This window comes from Caulobacter sp. GW821-FHT10A10 (genome assembly GCF_059415745.1).
In genome coordinates, this window is sequence record NZ_JBWKNV010000005.1 from 1 (window position 1) to 19,936 (window position 19,936).

Consider the following 19,936-nt stretch of genomic DNA (forward strand, 5'->3'; position numbering starts at 1 on the left):
GGGGACCCAGGCTTTTTCTGCAACCCACGGCGCTCGACGATAAAACACCTGGGTCCCCGCTTTCGCGGGGATTTTACTGGGGAGAGGTGGGTTCCTCCCTCCGTAACCGTCCCTCGCCCAACCCAACACCGCCTTCCTGGGCCTTGTGCCCAGGATCCATCGTTCAGCCGCTCAGACCTGTCGAGGACGGCCGGGGTCTGAGCGGTCGCCGGCGTGGGCCCTCGCCACAGGAGCGAGGGAAGCGGAGTTTGTTTTTTGCCGGATGCGAGACGACCGGCGCAGTGGAAGCTGAAAACGGCCCCCCTCCGGCCCTTCGGGCCACCTCCCCCAGAGGGGGAGGATCTTGAACTCACTTCGGCGGGGACTGGAACTTTTCGAACCAGGCCAGGATGGCCGAGGCCTTGGCGGCCGATTGGGAGGGGCGGCTGGCGATGCCGCCGTGGCTCGCCCCGGGGACCTTGACCAGGGCGGTGGGGACGCCGCGCAGTTGCAGGGCCTGGTAGTACTGCTCGGCCTCGCCCACGGGGGTGCGCAGGTCCTGGTCGCCGACCACGACCAGGGTCGGGGTCTTGACGTTACCGACCAGCGACAGCGGCGAGCGGGCCCAGTAGCCCTGCGGATCCTCCCACGGCATCTTGCCGAACCAGTAGGAGGCCATGGAGCTGTAGGCGTCGGTGGTCAGCACCTGGCTGGTCCAGTTGATCACCGGCTTCTGGGTGGCGGCCGCGGCGAAGCGGCTGGTCTTGCCGACGATCCAGGCCGTCAGCGCCCCGCCGCCCGAACCGCCGGTGACGTAGAGGCGGTCGCTATCGACGAAGCCCTTGGCCACGGCCGCGTCCACCGCGCTCATCAGGTCGTCGTAGTCGTGGCTGGGATAGTTGCGGTCGATCTCGTTGGCGAAGGCCTCGCCATAGGAGGTGGAGCCGCGCGGGTTGGCGTAGACCACCACATAGCCGGCCGCCGCATAGAGCTGGTAGTCGGTCGAGAAGCCCGGCCCATAGGCCGAGAACGGCCCGCCGTGGATCTCGAGGATCAGCGGGTACTTCCTGGCCGGATCGAAGTTGGGCGGGGTGACGATCCAGGCGTCGATCGGCTTGCCGTCATAGGACGACTTCACCGGCAGGGCCTCGACCTTGCCCAGGGTCTTGGCGCCCAGCAGGTCGGCGTTCAGGGCCGTCAGGCGGCGAGCCTCGCCGCCCTTCCTGGCCACGGCGATGTCGGAGGGACGGCTGGTCGAGCCCTGGGTGAAGGCCACGGTCCCGTCACGCGCGACGGTGAACTGGCCGCCGCTGTAGGGCCGGTCGAGGCCGGCGCCGTTCAGGCCGGCGACGATGGTCTCGATCTCGCCCGAGAACAGGCCGACCCGGGCGACCCGCACCGAGCCGTGATCGTCGTAGTCGACATAGAGGCTGCGGCCGTCGGCCGACCACACGGGGGCGTCCACAGAGCGGTCGAGGCCGCCGGTCAGGACCCGGCTGTTACCCCCGTCGATGTCCATCACATAGAGGCGCTGGTTCTCGTAGCCGCGGCGGCGGGAGTCGTCATAGCCGACATAGGCCACCTGGCGGCCGTCGGGCGAGACCACCGGACTGGCGTCGGGACCGATGCGGCTGGTCAGGGCCTTGAGCGCGCCATCGGCCAGGGTCAGGCGCCAGATCTCGGTCTGGTTGCCGTCGCGCTCCCAGCCCTCGGACCGGTTGGCCGAGAACAGCAGGTAGCGGCCGTCCTTGGTGAAGGACAGCGGGCCCCGATCGTCGAACTTGCCGAAGGTCAGCTGGCGCGGCGCCCCGCCCTCGGCCGAGACGGTGTAGATCTTCGAGTAGCCGGGCTTGAGCACGCCCTCGCCGTCCTCGCGGAAGTTGACGCGGGTCTCGACGGTCAGGGCCGGCGCCCACTTGGCGTTGTCGGGCTTGCCCTCGGGAGCCGAGCCCAGCTTGGCGCCGTCGTCGCTGGTGAGCATGGTGAAGGCCAGCGTCTTGCCGTCCGGCGACCAGGTCAGGTCGCTGGGGGCCTCTTCCAGCGTGGCCAGGCGCGCGGTGCGGCCGGTGGCGACCCACTGCACGTAGAGCTGGGCGCCGGCGTCGGGCGTGACCTGCACATAGGCCAGACGCTGGCCGTCCGGCGACCAGCGGGGCGACATGGCCGAGCCCGGCCCCGCGACCAGCGGCGTCTGCACACCGGTCTTAGCGTCGACCAGCCAGATCGAGCGCACGGCGCGGTCGACCATGATGTCGTTGGTGGCCCGCACATAGGCGATCACGTCGCCGTCGGGGCGGATCTGCGGGTCGGCGGCGACCTCCAGACCGAACAGGTCGCGGCCGGTGAACAGCGCCTGCGGCGCCTCGCGCACCGCCGCGCCGGCCATCGGCCCCGCCGCCGTCAGGGCCAGCAGCGAGACGAGCAGCAGTTGGGTCGAACGGCGCATGGGCGATCCTGGCGAGGCTGACGAGAGAAGGGGTGGATACTGCCCCGCTCGCGGTCAGCGTCCACCCCTAATTCGGCGTCTCGTGGAAGGATCTTGCGCGGACGCCCTACCCCGCCTTCAGCGCCAGGGAGGCCGGCTTCAGGCCCGGGGCCGAGGCCAGCACGCGGACCTCGCCGGCCTGGCCGCGCCGGGTGCGGACGATCGCCTGGGCCAGGCCGTTGAACACCTTGCGCGCACTGGCGACGTCGCTCTCGTGGCTGGTCGGGTTGCCGTTGCCGACGCCGATCACCTCGCCCGGGCCAGTGAGCGCGAAGGTCACCAGGTCCTCGGCCTTGGGCACGGGGCGGCCCTTGGCGTCGACCACCTCGACCTTGAGGATACCGACGTCCTGGCCGTCGGCGGCGAGCGCCGAGCGGTCGGTCGTCAGGCGCAGGGCGGCGGCGGGACCGGCGGTCTCGCGGCGCTGGCGCAGGATTACCTTGCCGGCCTTGTAGCCGTGGGCCTCGATGACACCCGGGGCGTAGGGCACCGACCATTCGACGTGGTGGTTGGCCTTGACCTCCCGCACGCCCTGGCTCTTGCCGTTCAGGAACAACTCGACCTTGTCACAGTTGCTGTGGACCCAGACCGGGACGGGCTTGCCCTCCTGGCCTTCCCAGTTCCAGTGCGGGAAGAGGTGCAGCAGCGGCTCGGAACGCCACCAGGCTCGGTAGTAGTAATAGTTGTCCTTCGGGAAGCCGCAGGTGTCGAGCGCGCCGAAGTGCGAGCTGATGCTGGGCCAGCGGTTGAAGGGCGCCGGCTCGCCGCGATAGTCGAAGCCGGTCCAGATGAAGCCGCCGGCCATCCACGGACGGTCGGCCGCATGGCTCCACCACTTCTCGGCCGTGGTCGCCCACCAGGGGTGGTCGGTGTCGTAGGCCGGGACGTAGCTCTTGGCCTCGCTGCGCAGATATTCGCCGCGCGTGGTGACCGTGCTGCCGCTTTCGCTGCCGATGATCGGCAGCTTCGGGAAGCGGGCGTGGAAGTCGTCCATCTTCTCGTGGCGGTAGTTGAAGCCGATGACGTCGAGCTCGGCGGTGATGCCGTCGCCGAAGCCGTTGTCCATGGCCGCCGTGACGCCGCGGGTCGGGTCGAGACGGTTGACCAGGCGTTTCATGGTCTTGGCGACCTTGGCGCCGCGCGGCGTGCCCTGCTGAGGCTCCTCGTTGCCGATCGACCACAGGATGATGGACGGGTGGTTGCGGTCGCGGCGGATCAGCCGCTCCATCTCGTCCAGCGAGGTCGGGTCGCTGGACATGCGCCGGGTCTCGGCGATCAGCAGCATGCCCAGGCGGTCGCAGGCGTCCATCAGCTCGGGCGTGGCCGGGTTGTGCGAGGCGCGGTAGGCGTTGCAGCCCATCGACTTCAGCTGCTCCACCCGCCAGACCTGCAGGGCGTCGGGGATAGCCGCGCCGACGCCGGCGTGGTCCTGGTGGTTGCAGGTCCCCTGCAGCTTGACGTGCTTGTCGTTGACGAACAGGCCCTGGTCGGGATCGAAGCGCACCGAGCGCACGCCGAACGGGGTGGCGAAGCGGTCGACCACGGCGCCGCCGACCTTCACCTCGGTGACCAGGGTGTAGAGGTGCGGGTTATCCAGCGACCACAGGACGGGGCTGGCCAGGGTCACGGTCTGCGACAGCGACTGGCGCTGCCAGGCCGGCAGGCGGCCGGCGGCCGGGGCCACGGCCAGGGCCGGCTTGCCCGCGCCGTCGAGCACGGCGTGGACCAGCTCGAACTCGGCCGGCGCGTCGCCGTCGTTGGCGAGATCGGTCTCGATCTCCAGCGTGCCATCGACCTTGGACTTCACGAACACGCCCCACTGGGGCACGTGCACCGGGGCGGTCTTGACCAGCCAGACGTGGCGATAGATGCCCGCGCCCTCGTAGAACCAGCCTTCGCCGAGGCTGGCGTCGACGCGGACGGTGATCAGGTTGTCGCCGCCGAGATTGGCGATGTCGGTGATGTCGACGCGGAAGCTGGCGTAGCCGCTGTCCTCGCGCTCAAGGATGTAGCCGTTGATGATCACCAGGGCGTCGCGCATCACGCCGTCGAACTCGATCGACATGCGCTTGCCGGCGTCGGCGGCCGGCAGGGCGAAGCTCTTGCGATACCAGCCGACGCTGGTGTCGGGGAATTCGCGGCCCAGGGCCTTGTAGCCGTGGGCGGCGCGCAGGTCCTCGTCGTCGGGCTTGCCGCTTGGGACGTAGGCCGGGTTGTCGACGAACGGCAGGGTGACGGCCCAGTCGTGGGGCAGGGTCACCGGCGTCCAGGCGCTGTCGTCGAAGTCCTTCTGGGCGGCGGCGGCGACCCACCAGTTGGGGGCGTTGGCGCCGGCCTTGGCGTAGGTGCGCTGGTTGGCCCCGAAGCCGAAGTCGCGGGCCGGGTCCTGGGCGTGGCCGAGGTGGAACTTCCAGTCGAAGTCCAGGCTCGAACGCTCGCGCGGGCCAAGGTCGACGACCACGGGCTTGGCTTCGGGCTTGGCGACCGCGGCGGACTTGGCGGCGGCGTTGGCGGAAGACACGGCGGCGAAGGCGGCGACGCCGGCCGTGCCGGCCAGGGCTTCGCGACGGCTGAACTCCATCGGGGACCTCTCAAAGCAAAAAAGAAAGGGAGAGAGCCTGCGAGGCTCCCTCCCCTCACAAAGGATCGTCGGGGAGGAATGACGTCCTGAATAGTAGTCCCCTCGCCAAGGCGAGGGGCGGCTGGATAGTGGTCCCCTCGCCGAAGCGAGGGGAGGATCAGACGGATTAGAACTTCAGGGTCACGTCGACCAGGTAGCGACGGCCGTAGCTGTCGTAGCGACCGATCCGGTTGGGATCGTTGTCGCGGTACATGCGCAGTTCCTGGTTGGTCAGGTTGTTGACCTGGAAGCGCACGCCGACCATGTCGTTGATCTGGTAGGACGAGCTGAAGTCCAGCGTCTTCTCGGTGTCGAGGGTCTGCAGGTCCGAGCCGCTCCAGCCGTAGATCACGGTCATCGGCGAGTGGTACTTCCAGCCCAGGCGCGCTTCGAGCGGACCGTTGGCGTACCACAGGTCGACCGTGGCGGTGTTCTTGGCCAGGCCCGTCAGGCTGAGCGGATTATTGACCGGCGAGAACTCGTGCAGGTCGGAGTCCACATAGGCGTAGTTCGAATAGATGCCGAACTTGTCGAAGCCCTTGGGCAGGAAGAAGAACGGCGTCTGGAAGGTGAACTCGACGCCCTGGATGTAGCCGCTGCCGCCGTTGACCGGGCTGGAGACCGCATAGGTCTGGCCGCCGTAGGTCACCGCGCTCTGCTTCCAGCCGATGTAGGAGTCGACGTCCTTGTAGTAGTACGAGATCGCCGCCAGGGCTTCCGGACGGAAGTAGTATTCGAACGAGGCGTCCAGCTGGATGGCCTCGAACGGCTTCAGGTTCGGGTTGCCGGCGCTGCCGGTCCACGGTGCCCAGTTGGCGAGCGTGCGGCTGGCGCGCAGTTCGTCGAGCGGCGGACGGGCGATCACCTTGCTCAGGCCCAGGCGGAAGATCCGGCCTTCCTGGAAGTCGAACTTGAGGTTCGCGCTGGGCAGGACGTCGGTGTAGTCGTTGTCGACGGTGACGGCCGTGTAGCTGTTGTCCGTCTGCTGCTGCATGCCGTCGCTGCTGGTCTCGGTGTGGACCACGCGGACGCCGACGTTACCGGTCAGCCACGAGCCGGCGAAGGCGTCGGCGGCGAAGTTCAGCTTGCCGTAGCCTTCGTAGACCTTCTCGTTGACGCTCCAGCGCTCGGCCAGTTCCTCGGTGGCGTTGGCGATGTTGAACGCGCCCGCGCCGTAGGCGATGGCGGCGATCTTGTCGATGTCGCCGGTCAGCAGGGCCGGCACGTTGGCGCCGTCGCTGAGCTTGTAAGAGGTCAGCAGGCTGGCCGGGATGGTGGCCCCGGTCGCGGTCGGCGCGAAGCTGTAGCTGTTGTGGTCCTTGGTGCGGTCGGAGATCCGGGCGCCGAACTGCACGCTCTTGAACACGCCGCCGCCGAAGTCGCGGGTGAAGTCGAGGGCCGCGGCCTTCAACTCGTCGCGCAGGTGCTCGGGACCGTCGTAGGAGCCGGCCAGGTCGGCCGTCTGCGACAGGCTCAGGCTGTCCTGGCTGGTGGTGATGGTCGGCGTGCGGCCGGCGCGCCAGTCGAAGCTGGTCCATTCCGGCCAGGCCTCGAAGCGGACGGCCTTCCAGGTGTTGGTGCGCTTGGCCTTCGAATAGGAGACGTCGCCGGCGATCGTCCACTGGTCGCCGGTCCACTTGCCGTTCAGGCCGCCGGCGAACAGGTCCTTGTCCTCGCTGTACTTGGCCAGGACGGTCTGCACCGAGCTGTAAGGCAAGGTGGCGGCGACGACGGTGTTGTTGACGATCGTGTAGGAGGCGCCGGTGGCGTTGTACGTGCCGTCGTTCCAGCCGATGTTGCCCGTGCCGGTGTTCCAGTTGCCCCAGTTGTTGGCGCCCCAGACGGTCTGGTCCTGCACTTCGGTGATCTTGATCTTCGAATAGAGGGCGTCGGCCTTCAGTTCGAAGTTGTCGGTCGGCTTCCACTGCAGGCCGCCCGAAACGCCGGTGCGCTTCTGGTCGATGCGGCTGGCCGACATCTGGGCGCCCCAGGGCGTGGCGTCCAGGTCGCCGTCGTGGTCGACGTCGCTGCTGTAGTCGCTGGCGCCGGCCGGCGGACGAGCTGCGGAGTCGTTGTAGCCCCAGCCCGTGAACGAGCCGTAGCCGTTCTTCTGGCGCTGGTTGGTCAGGCCGATCACGATGGCCAGGTCGTCGTTGATCTTCTGCACGAACGAGCCGCTCGCGCGGTAGCCCGTCGTGTTGTAGTTCGGGATGTCCTTGCCGCCGTCGTAGAACACCGGGCCGGCGCGCAGCACGACCGACGGGCCCTTGTAATCCAGCGGATCCAGGGTCGAGATGTTGATGGTGGCCGCGACGCCGCCGGCGATCAGGTCGGCCGACTGCGACTTGTAGACCTGCACGCCCGAGACGACTTCCGACGGGTAGATTTCCCAGCGGACGTTGCGGTCGGGTTCGGTGGAGGCGACTTCGCGGTTGTTGACGGTGCCCAGCACGAGGCGAGCGCCGAGGCCGCGGACCACCGCCTGGCTGTCGTTGCCGCGGTCGCGGGTGGCGTTGACGCCGGGCAGGCGCGCGATCGACTCGGCGATCGTCACGTCGGGCAGCACGCCGATGTCCTTGGCCGAGATCGCCTCGACCACCTTGTCGGAGCCCTGCTTCACGTCGAGGGCGTCGCGCAGGCTCTTGCGCACGCCGGTGACGACGACTTCTTCGACCTGCGTGTCGGAGACAGCGGTGTCTTGAGCCCAAGCGGCCGACGAAACGGCGAGCAGGCTCAGGCCGCTGGCGGCGGCGAGCAGCATGGATTGACGGGTCATCTAGTTCCCCCAATTGAAACGCGACGCCTTCTGCGGGCGTGGCTGTTTTCTGGTTTTGCGGATTGGACCGGCGCTCAGATCGCCGGATCAGTGGGGCGCGACGGTCCGCGCCAAGGTCGACCGCGCCTCTGCGGGCGCTGACGCGTCGGTTCTGCCGATCGACGCGTCAGTGCTATTTATCATACCAATCACATATGACAAGCGTCAGGGCGCGACGGGCAGTCGAAGCGCGCTGGGCTTGGCCGCGATGGTCGCGGTGACGGCGGACGCCGAACCCACGGCTTCGGCGGTCGGGGCCGTGGCCACGGTCACCGAGGCGCCCGGCATCAGGCGGGTGCGATAGACGAAGTCGGCCCCTTCGCGGACCATCGGGCGCGGTCCGACCCCGCCCAGGAAGTCGCCGTCGATGAAGGCCGCCGGCTTGTCGCCCGCCGCCACCTTGAAGGTCGTCTCGACCGGGAAGGCGTAAGACGTCGACAGCCACTGCATGCCCTGCGTCGGCTGGCCCTTGAAGTCGAACAGGGTGGAGTTCTCCCAGTTCGAGCCCGTGCCCCAGCGGGTCTTGCACTTGGTCGAGACCCAGGCCGGCTCCCAATAGAAGACGCCCGTGCCGCCATTGGAGAAGACGAGCTGCGTCAGGTCGGTCAGGTACTTCTTCTGGCCTTCCTGCGTCGCCGGATAGCCGGGGATCAGCGAGTCCTCGCCCAGCAGGTTGGGCGAGCTGTCGGCGCCCTCGGTGATGAAGGGATAGGAGGTCTCGACCACCACCACGTCGGCCGCATAGGTGTGGCGCAGGTGGTTGATGGTCGCGCCCAGCTGCGCCATCGAGCGCTTGGACCACTTGCTGTAGTAGCTGATGCCGATCATGTCGAAGTCGGTGACCCCGGCCTTGGCGGCGGCGGCGAACCAGTATTCGACCGTGTCGGGCTGAGCGATGTGCAGCATCACCCGCGGCTTCTTCGAGCCCGCCGCGCCCGCGTCGCGCACGGCCTTGATGCCGGCGTTGAACAGGACGGCGTTACGCTCCCAGTTGATGGGGTCCTTGGCCTTGGCCAGGGTGGAGACGATCTCACCGTTGGTCTCGTTACCGACCTGCACCAGGTCGGGCATCAGGCCTTGCTCGTCCAGCTTGCGCAGGGTGTCGTAGGTGAAGGCGTAGAGCGCCTTGGCCTGGTCGGGCGTCGACAGCTTTTCCCAGGCCTTGGGGGCCAGCTGCTTCTCACCATCGGCCCAGTCGTCGGAATAGTGGAAGTCGAGCAGCACCTGCAGGCCCGCGGCCTTGGCGCGCTTGATGCTGCGGACCACGTCCTCGGGATTGGAGTACTTGGTCCACTTGGGGTCGTTCCACAGGCGGATGCGGGCGATGTTGGCCCCGGCCTGCTTGAAATAGGCGTATTGCTCGACCTTGCGGTCGCCATCGCGGTAGACCGCGCCGCAGTCGTCCATCTCGTTGGCGTAGGAGATGTCGACGCCCAGATAGGTCTTGGGCGGCAGGGGCTCGGCGGCCAAGGCGCTGGTCGAGGCGAGCAGCCCGGCGATCAGGCCAAGGCCCAGCTTCTTCAGTCCCGACATGGCGTAGGCTCCCGTTCGATTTTTCCCGCCGCCATGCAGGCGCGACGGATTTGCGGGCGGAATATCTTCGTATTGATATTACAAATCAAGCCACAGAACCGGCTGGTCATGTTTCGTCACGAAGGCGGCCCCTCCTTCTTCGTCATCCCGGGCGGAGGGCCGCGTAGCGGACCGCAGACCCGGGACCCAGGGGACCGGCGCGGCGCTTGGGTTCGCCGCCCCAGCCTTTGCCGACGCCTTGCGGTCGCCCCTGGGTCCCGGCTCTTCGCTGCGCTTCGGCCGGGATGACGACGAGGGGTGCGTGGATCTCCGCGGATCCCGCTTGACTCCAAAACCCTTCCGCCTGATATTTCTGTCATGACAGAAACAACCGACATGACCAGAAAACTCCCCGCCGCGGTCGAACAGTTCGTCCTGCGCTGGGGCGACATGGGCGGCCAGTGGGGCGTCAACCGGTCTGTCGCCCAGATCCACGCCCTGCTCTATCTGGCCGAAAAGCCGATGACGGCGGAAGACATCGCCGAGACTCTGGGCCTCGCCCGCTCCAACGTGTCCAACAGCATCAAGGAGCTGATCGGCTGGAAGCTGATCCGCCGCATCCCCGTGCTGGGCGACCGCCGCGACCACTACGAGGCCGAAGCCGATCTCTGGCTGATGCTCACCCGCATCGCCGAGGGCCGCAAGGAGCGCGAGATCGATCCGATGGTCGAGGCCCTGACCCACGTGCTGGCCGCCGCCGACGGCGACCCGACCCTGGGCAAGGTCGCCAAGAGCCGCCTGCGCTCGATGCACGAGTTCGTCAGCACCATCGACGGCTGGTACGGCCAGATGCTGACCGTGCCGCCGGCCACCCTGATGGCCCTGATCAAGATGGGGACCAAGGTGGTGGGCCTGCTGGGCCTGGGCCGCAAGCCGCCGTCATAGGGCGGCGCTCCCGCAGGGAGGCGTCGGGGGACGCCTCAAAAATTTTGGCCATCAATTTCTGTTCTTACAGAAACAACTGAGAATACGGGGAAGTCAGATGTTTGGGCTCGCAGCACAAGAGGTTCCTCGCCAGGCCCCGCCGACAGCCGCGCCCGATACGCTTCACGACCTGCGCTTCGCCGCCCTGCTGGGCGTGGAGGCCTGGGCCGGCCTGCCGCAGGTGGTGCGCGAACGGTTCAGCAAGCGGATGGCGCCAGGCCTGGCCGTCACCTATGCCGGCGAGATCGTCGAGAGCCGCCGCAACGCCGCCGGCTGGATCCTGGCCCAGCTGTGTCGCCTGATCGGCGCGCCCCTGCCCCTGGGCGACGACCTGGGCGTGGCCGCCGTCGTCACCGTCACCGAGGACCACGAGGCCGGCGGCCAGTTCTGGACGCGGATGTACGGCCGCGCCCATGGCTTCCCGCAGGTCATCCACAGCAGCAAGCGGTTCGCCGGCCCCACCGGGCTGGAGGAATATCTCGGCGGCGGCTTCGGCATCGCCCTGGCCGTCAGCGCCGACGAACGCGCCCTGCACTTCCACAGCGACCACTACTTCCTCGCGCTCGGCCCCCTGCGCCTGCGGCTGCCGGCCTGGCTGGTGCCCGGCGACCTGACCATCAGCCACGTCGACCGTCCCGATGGCCGGTTCGACTTCGTCCTTCGCCTGCATCACCCCCTGCTGGGCGAGGTGATGCGCCAGGTCGGCGTGTTCCGCGAACGCGCCGCCGAACCTCGGGAGTTCCGCCAATGACCGACCTGATCTGGATCCTGGTCTTCGTGCAGGTGGCGATGGGCGGCTTCGACACGCTCTACCACCACGAACTGACCCAGCGCCTGGCCTGGCGGCCTTCGCAGAAGAGCGAACTCGTCCTGCACGGCGTGCGCAACCTGGCCTATGGCATGATGTTCGCCGCCCTGGGCTGGAGCCACCCCGAAGGCGCCTGGGCGATCGCCCTGCTGGCCCTGATGGCCGGCGAGCTGGTCATCACCCTGTGGGACTTCGTCGAGGAGGACCGCAGCCGCAAGCTGCCGGCCAGCGAGCGGGTGCTGCACACCCTGCTGACCCTGAACTACGGCGTGGTGCTGGCCGTGCTGACGCCGGCGCTGCTGGCCTGGGCCGCGCGGCCGACCGGCGTCGTCCCCGCCTTTCACGGGATCTGGAGCGTCCTCTGCGCCATCGCCGCCGTCGGCGTCGTGGTCAGCGGCCTACGCGACCTGACGGCCGCCGGACGGACGGCGCGGATCGCCGTCGATGATCCGACGCCGCTGGTCGCGGCCATCCCGCCGCGGCGCGCCATCCTGGTCACGGGCGGCACCGGCCTGATCGGCGCCCGATTGGTGACGGCCCTGGTCGGGGCCGGCCACGAGGTGACGGTGCTGACCCGCACCAGAGCCAACGCCGCCGCCCTGCCCGCCCCGATCCGCATCGTCACCGACCTTGCCCAACTGACCGACGACACGCGCCTGGACGCCATCGTCAACCTGGCCGGCGAGCCGATCGCCGACGGCCTGTGGACCATCGCCAAGCGCCGCCGCATCGTCCGCTCGCGCGTGCGCACCACCCAAGGCCTCGTCGCCCTGATCGCGCGGCTGGAGAGGAAGCCCAAGGTGCTGGTCAGTGGTTCAGCCATCGGCTGGTACGGCCTGCGCGGCGACGAGGCCCTGACCGAGGCGGATGCTGGTAAGCCCTGCTTCTCGCGCTTCATCTGCGCCCTGTGGGAGAAGGCCGCCCGCAAGGCCGAGGCTCATGGCGTGCGGGTGGTGCGGCTGCGCATCGGCCTCGTGCTGTCCACCGAGGGCGGCATGCTCTCCCGGATGCTGACGCCGTTCGAGTTCGGCCTGGGCGGTCCGTTCGGGGCCGGCCGCCACTGGATGAGCTGGATCCACCTGGACGACGTGGTGCGGATGATCGCCCACGCCATCGCCACGCCGCAGTGGAAGGGCGCGGTCAACGCCACGGCGCCCCGACCGGTGACCAACCGCGCCTTCGCCGCCGCCCTTGGCCGGGCGCTGAACCGCCCCGCCCTGCTGCCCGCGCCGGCCTGGCCGCTGCGGACGGCGCTGGGACCGTTCGCCGACGAACTGCTGCTGAGCGGCCAGAAGGTGCTGCCGGCTGCGGCCCGCGACGCCGGCTTCCGCTTCGCCTATCCGATGCTCGACGAGGCCTTGGCCGCCCTCGTCGGCCGTCGGAGCACGCCGCGCGAAAAACGCGCCATCGCCAGGGAGGCGCCCGCCAAGGCCTGATTCCAGCATGCGGGATGGCAAGCCCCGCAAGACTTGCTACCGGTAACCCGTCAAGCCGAAAAATCACCGTTCGGAACCCGACGTTCCTCGAAAGTTCCCCTTCCGTAGCGGCGCCACGGCCTGCCATACCTGCACTCAACCACAACGCCGCATAGAGACGGCGACTAGGAGGAGATGAGGGATATGGCTGACGCCGTTGCGACGTCTGGCGCGAAGGACGGAAAGGTCGTGGAGCGCAAGGACGCCCTGGTCATCGGCGCGGCGTCGGTGGGCACGGTCTTCGAGTGGTACGACTTCTACCTGTACGGCTCGCTGGCCAGCTACATCACCCACCACTTCTTCTCGGGCGTGAACGAGACCACGGGCTACATCTTCGCCCTGCTCGCTTTTGCCGCCGGCTTCGCGGTGCGGCCGTTCGGGGCCCTGGTGTTCGGACGCCTGGGCGACCTCTGGGGCCGCAAGAACACCTTCCTCGTCACCATGCTGCTGATGGGCCTGTCGACCTTCGTGGTCGGCCTGCTGCCCAGCTACGAGCAGATCGGCGTGATCGCGCCGATCGCCCTCGTCCTGATGCGCCTGATCCAGGGCCTGGCCCTGGGCGGCGAGTACGGCGGGGCTGCGACCTATGTCGCCGAGCACGCCCCGCACGGGCGTCGCGGCTTCTACACCAGCTTCATCCAGATCACCGCGACCTTCGGCCTGTTCCTGAGCCTGGTGGTGATCCTGGCCACCCGCTCGACCGTCGGCGAGGACGCCTTCCAGGCCTTCGGCTGGCGCATTCCGTTCCTGATCTCGATCGCCCTGTTGGGCGTGTCGCTGTGGATCCGCCTGCAGCTTTCCGAGAGCCCGTCGTTCCAGAAGATGATCGACGAGGGCAAGGGCTCCAAGCAGCCGCTGAAGGACAGCTTCGCGCGCTGGGGCAACCTGAAGATCGTCATCCTGGCGCTGGTGGGCCTGACCGCCGGCCAGGCCGTGGTCTGGTACACCGGCCAGTTCTACGCCCTGTTCTTCCTGGAGAAGATGCTGAAGGTCGACGGCGCCACGGCCAACACCCTGGTGGCCGTGGCCCTGCTGATCGGCACGCCGTTCTTCGTGATCTGCGGCTGGCTGTCGGACAAGATCGGCCGCAAGCCGATCATCCTGCTGGGCTGCGCCCTGGCCGCCCTGACCTATTTCCCGCTGTTCAAGACCCTGGCCGGCGCCGCCAACCCGCAGCTGGCCGCCGCCACCGCCTCGGCGCCGGTGACCGTGGTCGCCGACCCGGCCGACTGCTCGTTCCAGTTCGACCCGATCGGCAAGACCGTGTTCAACACCTCCTGCGACCTCGCCAAGTCGTACCTGGCCAAGGCCGGCGTCAGCTACAACAACCAGCCGGCCGCGGCGGGCGAGACCGCCGAGGTCCGCATCGGCGGGACCGCCCTGCCCTCGTTCCGCGGCGAGACCCTGCCCAAGGCCGAGTTCGCCGCCGCCAAGAAGGCCTGGGAAGCCAAGCTGGCCGACGCCCTGAAGACCGCCGGCTATCCGGCCAAGGCCGACCCGGCCAAGATCAACAAGCCGCTGGTCATCGGCGTCCTGGCCCTGCTGGTGATCTACGTCACCATGGTCTACGGCCCGATCGCGGCCATGCTGGTCGAGCTCTTCCCGACCAACATCCGCTACACCTCGATGAGCCTGCCCTACCACATCGGCAACGGCTGGTTCGGCGGCTTCCTGCCGACCACGGCCTTCGCCATGGTCGCGGCCACGGGCAACATCTACTACGGCCTCTGGTACCCGATCGGGGTGGCCGGGGTGACGGCGATCGTCGGCTTCCTGTTCCTGAAGGAAACCAAGGACGTCGACATCGAGGCGTAGGTTTACGCCTCTCCCCTCCTCGTCATCCCGGAAAGCGCGCGGCGCTTATCCGGGACCCAGGGGACTGGGCGCCGCGCTTGGGTTCACCGCCTGGGCGGTCGCCGACGCTTTGCGGCGGCCCCTGGGTCCCGGCTCTCCGCTACGCTGCGGCCGGGATGACGAAATGGATTGATTAGCCCCGCAGCGAGAACGGCACCCAGCGGCGGTCGTCCTCGAACACCTCGAAGGCCCGGTCCACCGGCGGGAAGGCGCGCTGGGAGCAGTCGTCGCGCTCGCAGATCCGGCAGCTGACCCCGATCGGCGCCGAGGGCCCGGCCAAGTCCAGCCCGTCGGCATAGACCAGCTGGTCGGCGTAGCGGGCCTCGCAGCCGAGACCCAGGGCGTAGCGCCGCTCGGCCTGGCGATAGGCCCCCGACGGCTTCACCACCCCACGCGCCAAGCAGATGTAGCGCGTCGCGTCCGGCATCTGGGCCAGTTGCACCAGCCAGGCGTCAGGCCGGGCGAAGGCGTCGTGGACGTTCCACAAGGGGCAGGCCCCGCCGAAGCGGGCGAACTGCAGGCGCGTGGCGCTGTGGCGCTTGGTGATGTTGCCGGCCCGGTCCAGCCGCACGAAGTAGAACGGCACGCCCCGCGCGCCCGGCCGCTGCAGGGTCGACAGCCGATGGAACACCTGCTCCAGGCTGGTCTGGAAGCTCAGCGCCAGCCGCTCGATGTCGTGCCGCGCCGCCCGCGCCGCCTCGCGGAACCGCTCATAGGGCAGGACGAGCGCGCCTGCGGCGTAGTTCAGCAGGCCCGTGCGGCAGACCTTGGCGGCGCTGTCGCTGCGAAACCCCGCCGCCGCCAGCTCGGCTTCGACGATGTCTGACAGGGTGAGAGCGGCGATCTGGTAGGCCAGCTGGAAGCTGCGGGTGGCCTCCGGATGGGCCGCGCCGACGGTCACGGTGCGGCTGGCAGGGTCCCAATGGCGCAGCAGGTCGGCCTCGCCGCTGCGGGCCACGCGAACGTTCAGGCGGTCGGCCAGATACGCCTCCAGCGCCCGCTCGCCGCCTCCGCCGATCTCGGCCGCGAGGGCCTCGGCGGCGACGTCCAGACTGTGGATGTAGTTGTTCTTGTAGTGGAAGAAGTCGCGGACCTCCTCGTAGGGCAGCAGCGCGCTGGCCGCCCCGCGCTCGTCCAGCGACACGGCCTCCTCCGTCGCCTTCAGGCGCTCGTCGAGCCGGCGATAGGCGCGGTGGAGATCCAGATAGGCCTTGGCGAGGTTGGGCGTATTGGCCACCGCCGCCTTGATCTCCGACAGGCTGGGGGCTTCCCCGCCCGAAGGCGCATCGGCGCTGGCCTCGCGCAGGTCGGCGATCAGGCGCTGGTCGTCGGCGGCGTCCAGCGAGGCGGCGTCGACCTCGAACACCCGCATGACGTCGATCAGCACCCGGGCGGTGACCGGCCGCTGGTTGGCCTCGATCTGCGACAGGTAGCTGGCCGAGAGACCCAGCTGGGCGGCGCAGGCCTCCAGCTTCCAGCCCTTGGCCTGGCGGAGCAGCCGCAGGCGCGGTCCGATGAACAGCTTCTCTCCCATTTCGCAACTTTGCTATTTCACAAGATGCAAGTTCGCAAGCCCTCGCCGAAACCTCAATTTCCTTGAGCCTTCAGCCCTCAAGCCCGCAAAATCTGATCTTTGCGACGTTCACGCACCGGGCCGGAGTCTTCCTTGCAGCACATTCTCGAAGAACTGGAACGCCGCCGGACCCAGGCCCGTGCGGGCGGCGGTGAAAAACGCGTCGCCGCCCAGCACGCCAAGGGCAAGCTGACGGCCCGCGAGCGGATCGACCTGTTGCTGGACGAGGACTCGTTCGAGGAGTTCGACATGTTCGTCGAGCACCGGGGGACCGAGTTCGGCATGGCCGAGCAGAAGGTGGCCGGCGACGGGGTGGTCACCGGCTGGGGCACGATCAACGGCAAGGTCGTGTTCGTGTTCTCCAAGGACTTCACGGTGTTCGGCGGGTCGCTGAGCGGCGCCCACGCGGCCAAGATCGTCAAGGTCCAGCGCCAGGCGATGAAGGCCGGGGCGCCGATCATCGGCCTGTTCGACGCCGGCGGGGCGCGGATCCAGGAGGGCGTCGACAGCCTGGCGGGCTATGCCGACATCTTCCTGGAAAACACCCTGGCCTCGGGCGTCATCCCGCAGATCAGCGTGATCATGGGTCCCTGCGCCGGCGGCGACGTCTACAGCCCGGCCATGACCGACTTCATCTTCATGGTGAAGGATACGAGCTACATGTTCGTCACCGGGCCGGACGTGGTGAAGACCGTCACCAACGAGGTGGTCACCGCCGAGGAGCTGGGCGGGGCGCGCGTCCATGCCGCCAAGTCCGGCGTCGCCGAAGGAGCGTTCGAGAACGACCTGGAAGCCCTCACGCAAGTGCGCCGCCTGATCGATTTCCTGCCCTCGTCCAACCGCGAGAAGGCCCCGATCCGCCAAAGCTTCGACGATCCGCACCGCCAGGAAGCCAGCCTCGACAGCCTGGTCCCAACCGATCCGGGCAAGCCCTACGACATGAAGGAGCTGATCCTGAAGATCGTCGACGAGGCCGACTTCTTCGAGATCTCGTCCGAGTGGGCCAGGAACATCGTCTGCGGCTTCGCCCGCATGGACGGTCAGACGGTGGGCGTCGTCGCCAACCAGCCGCAGGTGCTGGCGGGCGTGCTCGACATCGACAGCTCCCGCAAGGCCGCCCGCTTCGTGCGGTTCTGCGACGCCTTCGAGATCCCGATCGTCACCCTGGTCGACGTACCGGGCTTCATGCCGGGCACCAAGCAGGAGTACGGCGGGCTGATCAAGCACGGCGCCAAGCTCCTGTTCGCCTACGCCGAGGCCACCGTGCCCAAGGTCACCCTGATCACCCGCAAGGCCTATGGCGGGGCCTATGACGTGATGAGTTCCAAGCACCTGCGCGGCGACGTCAACTACGCCTGGCCCACCGCCGAGATCGCGGTGATGGGGGCCAAGGGGGCGGTCGAGATCATCTTCCGCCAGGAGGCCAAGGATCCCGAAGCCCTGGCCGCCCGCGAGGCCGAATACAAGGACCGCTTCGCCAACCCGTTCGTGGCCGCCTCACGCGGCTATGTCGACGACGTCATCATGCCCCACGGCACCCGCAAGCGCATCGTCCGGGCCCTGCATTCGCTCAAGGGCAAGGTGCTGACAAACCCGGCCAAGAAGCACGACAACATTCCGCTGTAGCCGGCGAACCTCCCCCTCTGGGGGAGGCGGCCGAAGGCCGGTGGGGGGCCGGTTTCAGCTTCCGAGGCCTCGGCCGATACCGAAATCACGCCCCCCACCGATCGCTTCGCGATCACCTCCCCCACAGGGGGAGGTTCCTCAAAGACCGAACCGACCAAGGACCGCCGCCGATGTTCAACAAGATCCTGATCGCCAACCGGGGCGAGATCGCGGTGCGGGTGATCAAGACGTGCCGGCGGCTTGGGATCGCCACGGTGGTCGTCTACTCGGACGCCGACGCCGACAGCCTGGCGGTGGAGATGGCCGACGAGGCCGTGCATATCGGCGCTTCGCCGGCCGCCCAGAGCTACCTCGTCGCCGACAAGATCATCGCCGCCTGCAAGCAGACGGGGGCGCAGGCGGTGCATCCGGGCTTCGGGTTTCTCTCCGAGAAGGCCGAGTTCACCCAGAGGTGCGCGGATGAAGGCATTGTCTTCATCGGGCCCAACCCCGGCGCCATCTCGGCCATGGGCGACAAGATCGAGAGCAAGAAATTCGCCCAGGCCGCGGGGGTCTCCTGCGTGCCCGGCCATATCGGCGAGATCGCCGACGTCGCCGAGGCGCTCTCGGTGTCCGAGACCATCGGCTATCCGGTGATGATCAAGGCGTCGGCCGGCGGCGGCGGCAAGGGCATCCGGGTGGCCTGGAACCGCAAGGACGTCGAGGAAGGCTTCCCGGCCGTGCGGGCGGAAGCCGCCGGAGCGTTCGGAGACGACCGGATCTTCATCGAGAAGTTCATCGAGAGCCCGCGCCACATCGAGATCCAGGTGCTGGGCGACAAGCATGGCCACGTCGTCCACCTGTTCGAGCGCGAATGCTCGATCCAGCGGCGAAACCAGAAGGTCATCGAGGAGGCGCCGTCGCCTCTGCTGGATCCGCAGACCCGGGCGGCCATGGGCGCCCAGGCCGTCGCCCTGGCCAAGGCGGTCGCCTACGACAGCGCCGGCACGGTCGAGTTCGTGGCGGGGCAGGACAAGAGCTTCTACTTCCTGGAGATGAACACCCGGCTGCAGGTGGAGCATCCGGTCACCGAGCTGATCACCGGCCTGGACCTCGTCGAGCAGATGATCCGCAGCGCCGCCGGCGAGCCTTTGGCGTTCGGCCAGGAGGATCTGGCCATCAACGGCTGGGCGGTCGAGAGCCGGATCTACGCCGAGGATCCCTATCGCAAGTTCCTGCCCAGCATCGGTCGGCTGGTGCGCTATGCGCCGCCGGAAGAAGGCCAGAAGGACGGCTACCTCGTGCGCAACGACGCCGGGGTGCGCGAGGGCGACGAGATCTCGATGTTCTACGATCCGATGATCGCCAAGCTGTGCGCGTGGGCCCCGACCCGCGCCGAGGCGGTCAAGGGCATGGCCCGGGCGCTGGAGGACTTCCACATCGAGGGGCCCAGCCACAACGTGCCGTTCCTGGCTGCGGTGATGGACCAGGAGCGCTTCGTTTCGGGCCAGCTGGCCACTAGCTATATCAAGGACGAGTTCCCCGACGGCTTCGCGGGGACCGAGCCGACGGCTTTCCAGCAGGACGTGCTGACCGCCGTCGGCTGCGCCATGCAGCGGATCCAGGCTTTGCGCCTAGGCCGCGCGCGCACAGACTGGACGGTGGTGGTGGGCCATGAGAAGCGCCGGGTGCATCTGACCGGCGAAGGCGCGAGCCTGACCGTCGAGCTGCTCGACGAGGGCCGCAGCCTGGCCCTGACCGACATCGCCTGGCGGCCGGGCCTGGCGACCTTCAAGGCCAAGCTGGACGGCCAGGCCTTCACCGTCGAGGTCGCCCCGGCCGCCGAGGGCTTCGTCATCCGCCATCGGGCGGCCAAGGCCCGGGTGCTGGTGCTGACCGCCCGCAGCGCCGAGCTGCACGAGAAGCTTCCCGCCAAGGCTCCGGCCGATACGTCCAAGCTCGTCCTCTCGCCGATGCCAGGCCTCGTCGTCTCAATGGATGTCGCCGTCGGCCAGCTGGTGCGCGAGGGCGAGATCGTCTGCGTGCTCGAGGCCATGAAGATGCAGAACATCCTCCGCGCCGAGCGCGACGCCGTCGTTAAGGCCGTCAACGCCAAGGCCGGCGATCCCGTCGCCGCCGACCAGGTGCTGGTCGAGTTCCAATGAACCTTCACGAGCTTTCCATCCCCGGCCCGCGGACAAAGGCGGCCATCGCCCTGGCCGAGCG

The 19,936-nt window shown here is 68.4% G+C and carries 11 protein-coding genes; 6 read left to right on the top strand and 5 right to left on the bottom strand.

Translation table 11 applies throughout. From position 1 onward, the window contains the following. Positions 1–349: 349 nt before the first annotated feature. The 4 genes from AC07NS_RS14315 to AC07NS_RS14330 form a co-directional block, all read right to left on the bottom strand. Positions 350–2,425 carry a prolyl oligopeptidase family serine peptidase gene (locus AC07NS_RS14315; RefSeq protein WP_494604242.1) on the bottom strand — a complete coding sequence of 692 codons (2,076 nt, stop codon included), beginning with the start codon at positions 2,423–2,425 and terminating at the stop codon, positions 350–352. Between the two features lie 106 nt (positions 2,426–2,531). Beyond that, a complete protein-coding gene (galA, locus tag AC07NS_RS14320) occupies positions 2,532–5,045 on the bottom strand; it encodes a beta-galactosidase GalA (protein WP_494604244.1) in 2,514 nt (837 codons plus the stop codon). A gap of 166 nt (positions 5,046–5,211) precedes the next feature. Then, complete coding sequence (locus AC07NS_RS14325; RefSeq protein ID WP_494604246.1) at positions 5,212–7,860, bottom strand: TonB-dependent receptor; 2,649 nt, start codon at positions 7,858–7,860, stop codon at positions 5,212–5,214. Positions 7,861–8,064: 204 nt separating this feature from the next. Beyond that, a complete protein-coding gene (locus AC07NS_RS14330; RefSeq protein WP_494604248.1) occupies positions 8,065–9,432 on the bottom strand; it encodes a glycoside hydrolase family 53 protein in 1,368 nt (455 codons plus the stop codon). 375 nt (positions 9,433–9,807) lie between these two features. Here AC07NS_RS14330 and AC07NS_RS14335 point away from each other — a divergent pair, with 375 nt between their 5' ends. From AC07NS_RS14335 to AC07NS_RS14350, 4 genes are all read left to right on the top strand, one after another. Beyond that, complete coding sequence (locus tag AC07NS_RS14335) at positions 9,808–10,356, top strand: GbsR/MarR family transcriptional regulator (protein WP_494604250.1); 549 nt, start codon at positions 9,808–9,810, stop codon at positions 10,354–10,356. A 97-nt stretch (positions 10,357–10,453) separates the two neighbouring features. Continuing rightward, entirely contained in the window at positions 10,454–11,146 is a 693-nt protein-coding gene (locus AC07NS_RS14340) for a DUF4166 domain-containing protein (RefSeq protein WP_494604252.1), read from the top strand. Continuing rightward, on the top strand, positions 11,143–12,639 hold the full coding sequence (locus AC07NS_RS14345; RefSeq protein ID WP_494604254.1) for a TIGR01777 family oxidoreductase: 1,497 nt from the start codon (positions 11,143–11,145) through the stop codon (positions 12,637–12,639). Before AC07NS_RS14340 ends, AC07NS_RS14345 begins: the two co-directional genes overlap by 4 nt. Positions 12,640–12,822: 183 nt before the next feature. Continuing rightward, a complete protein-coding gene (locus tag AC07NS_RS14350; RefSeq protein ID WP_494604256.1) occupies positions 12,823–14,493 on the top strand; it encodes an MFS transporter in 1,671 nt (556 codons plus the stop codon). 172 nt (positions 14,494–14,665) lie between these two features. Here the strand turns inward: AC07NS_RS14350 and AC07NS_RS14355 are convergent, their stop codons facing one another. Then, positions 14,666–16,066, bottom strand: coding sequence for a helix-turn-helix domain-containing protein (locus tag AC07NS_RS14355; protein ID WP_494604258.1), 1,401 nt, complete (start codon positions 16,064–16,066; stop codon positions 14,666–14,668). Positions 16,067–16,198: 132 nt separating this feature from the next. On the opposite strand from AC07NS_RS14355, the gene AC07NS_RS14360 reads away from it, so the two are divergent. Together AC07NS_RS14360 and AC07NS_RS14365 are read left to right on the top strand one after the other, a co-directional pair. Continuing rightward, positions 16,199–17,731: an acyl-CoA carboxylase subunit beta gene (locus AC07NS_RS14360; RefSeq protein WP_494604260.1), complete on the top strand. Its 1,533-nt coding sequence runs from the start codon at positions 16,199–16,201 to the stop codon at positions 17,729–17,731. Positions 17,732–17,901: 170 nt separating this feature from the next. Further along, positions 17,902–19,875, top strand: a complete 1,974-nt coding sequence (locus tag AC07NS_RS14365; protein ID WP_494604262.1) for an acetyl-CoA carboxylase biotin carboxylase subunit — start codon at positions 17,902–17,904, stop codon at positions 19,873–19,875. Positions 19,876–19,936: the final 61 nt, after the last annotated feature.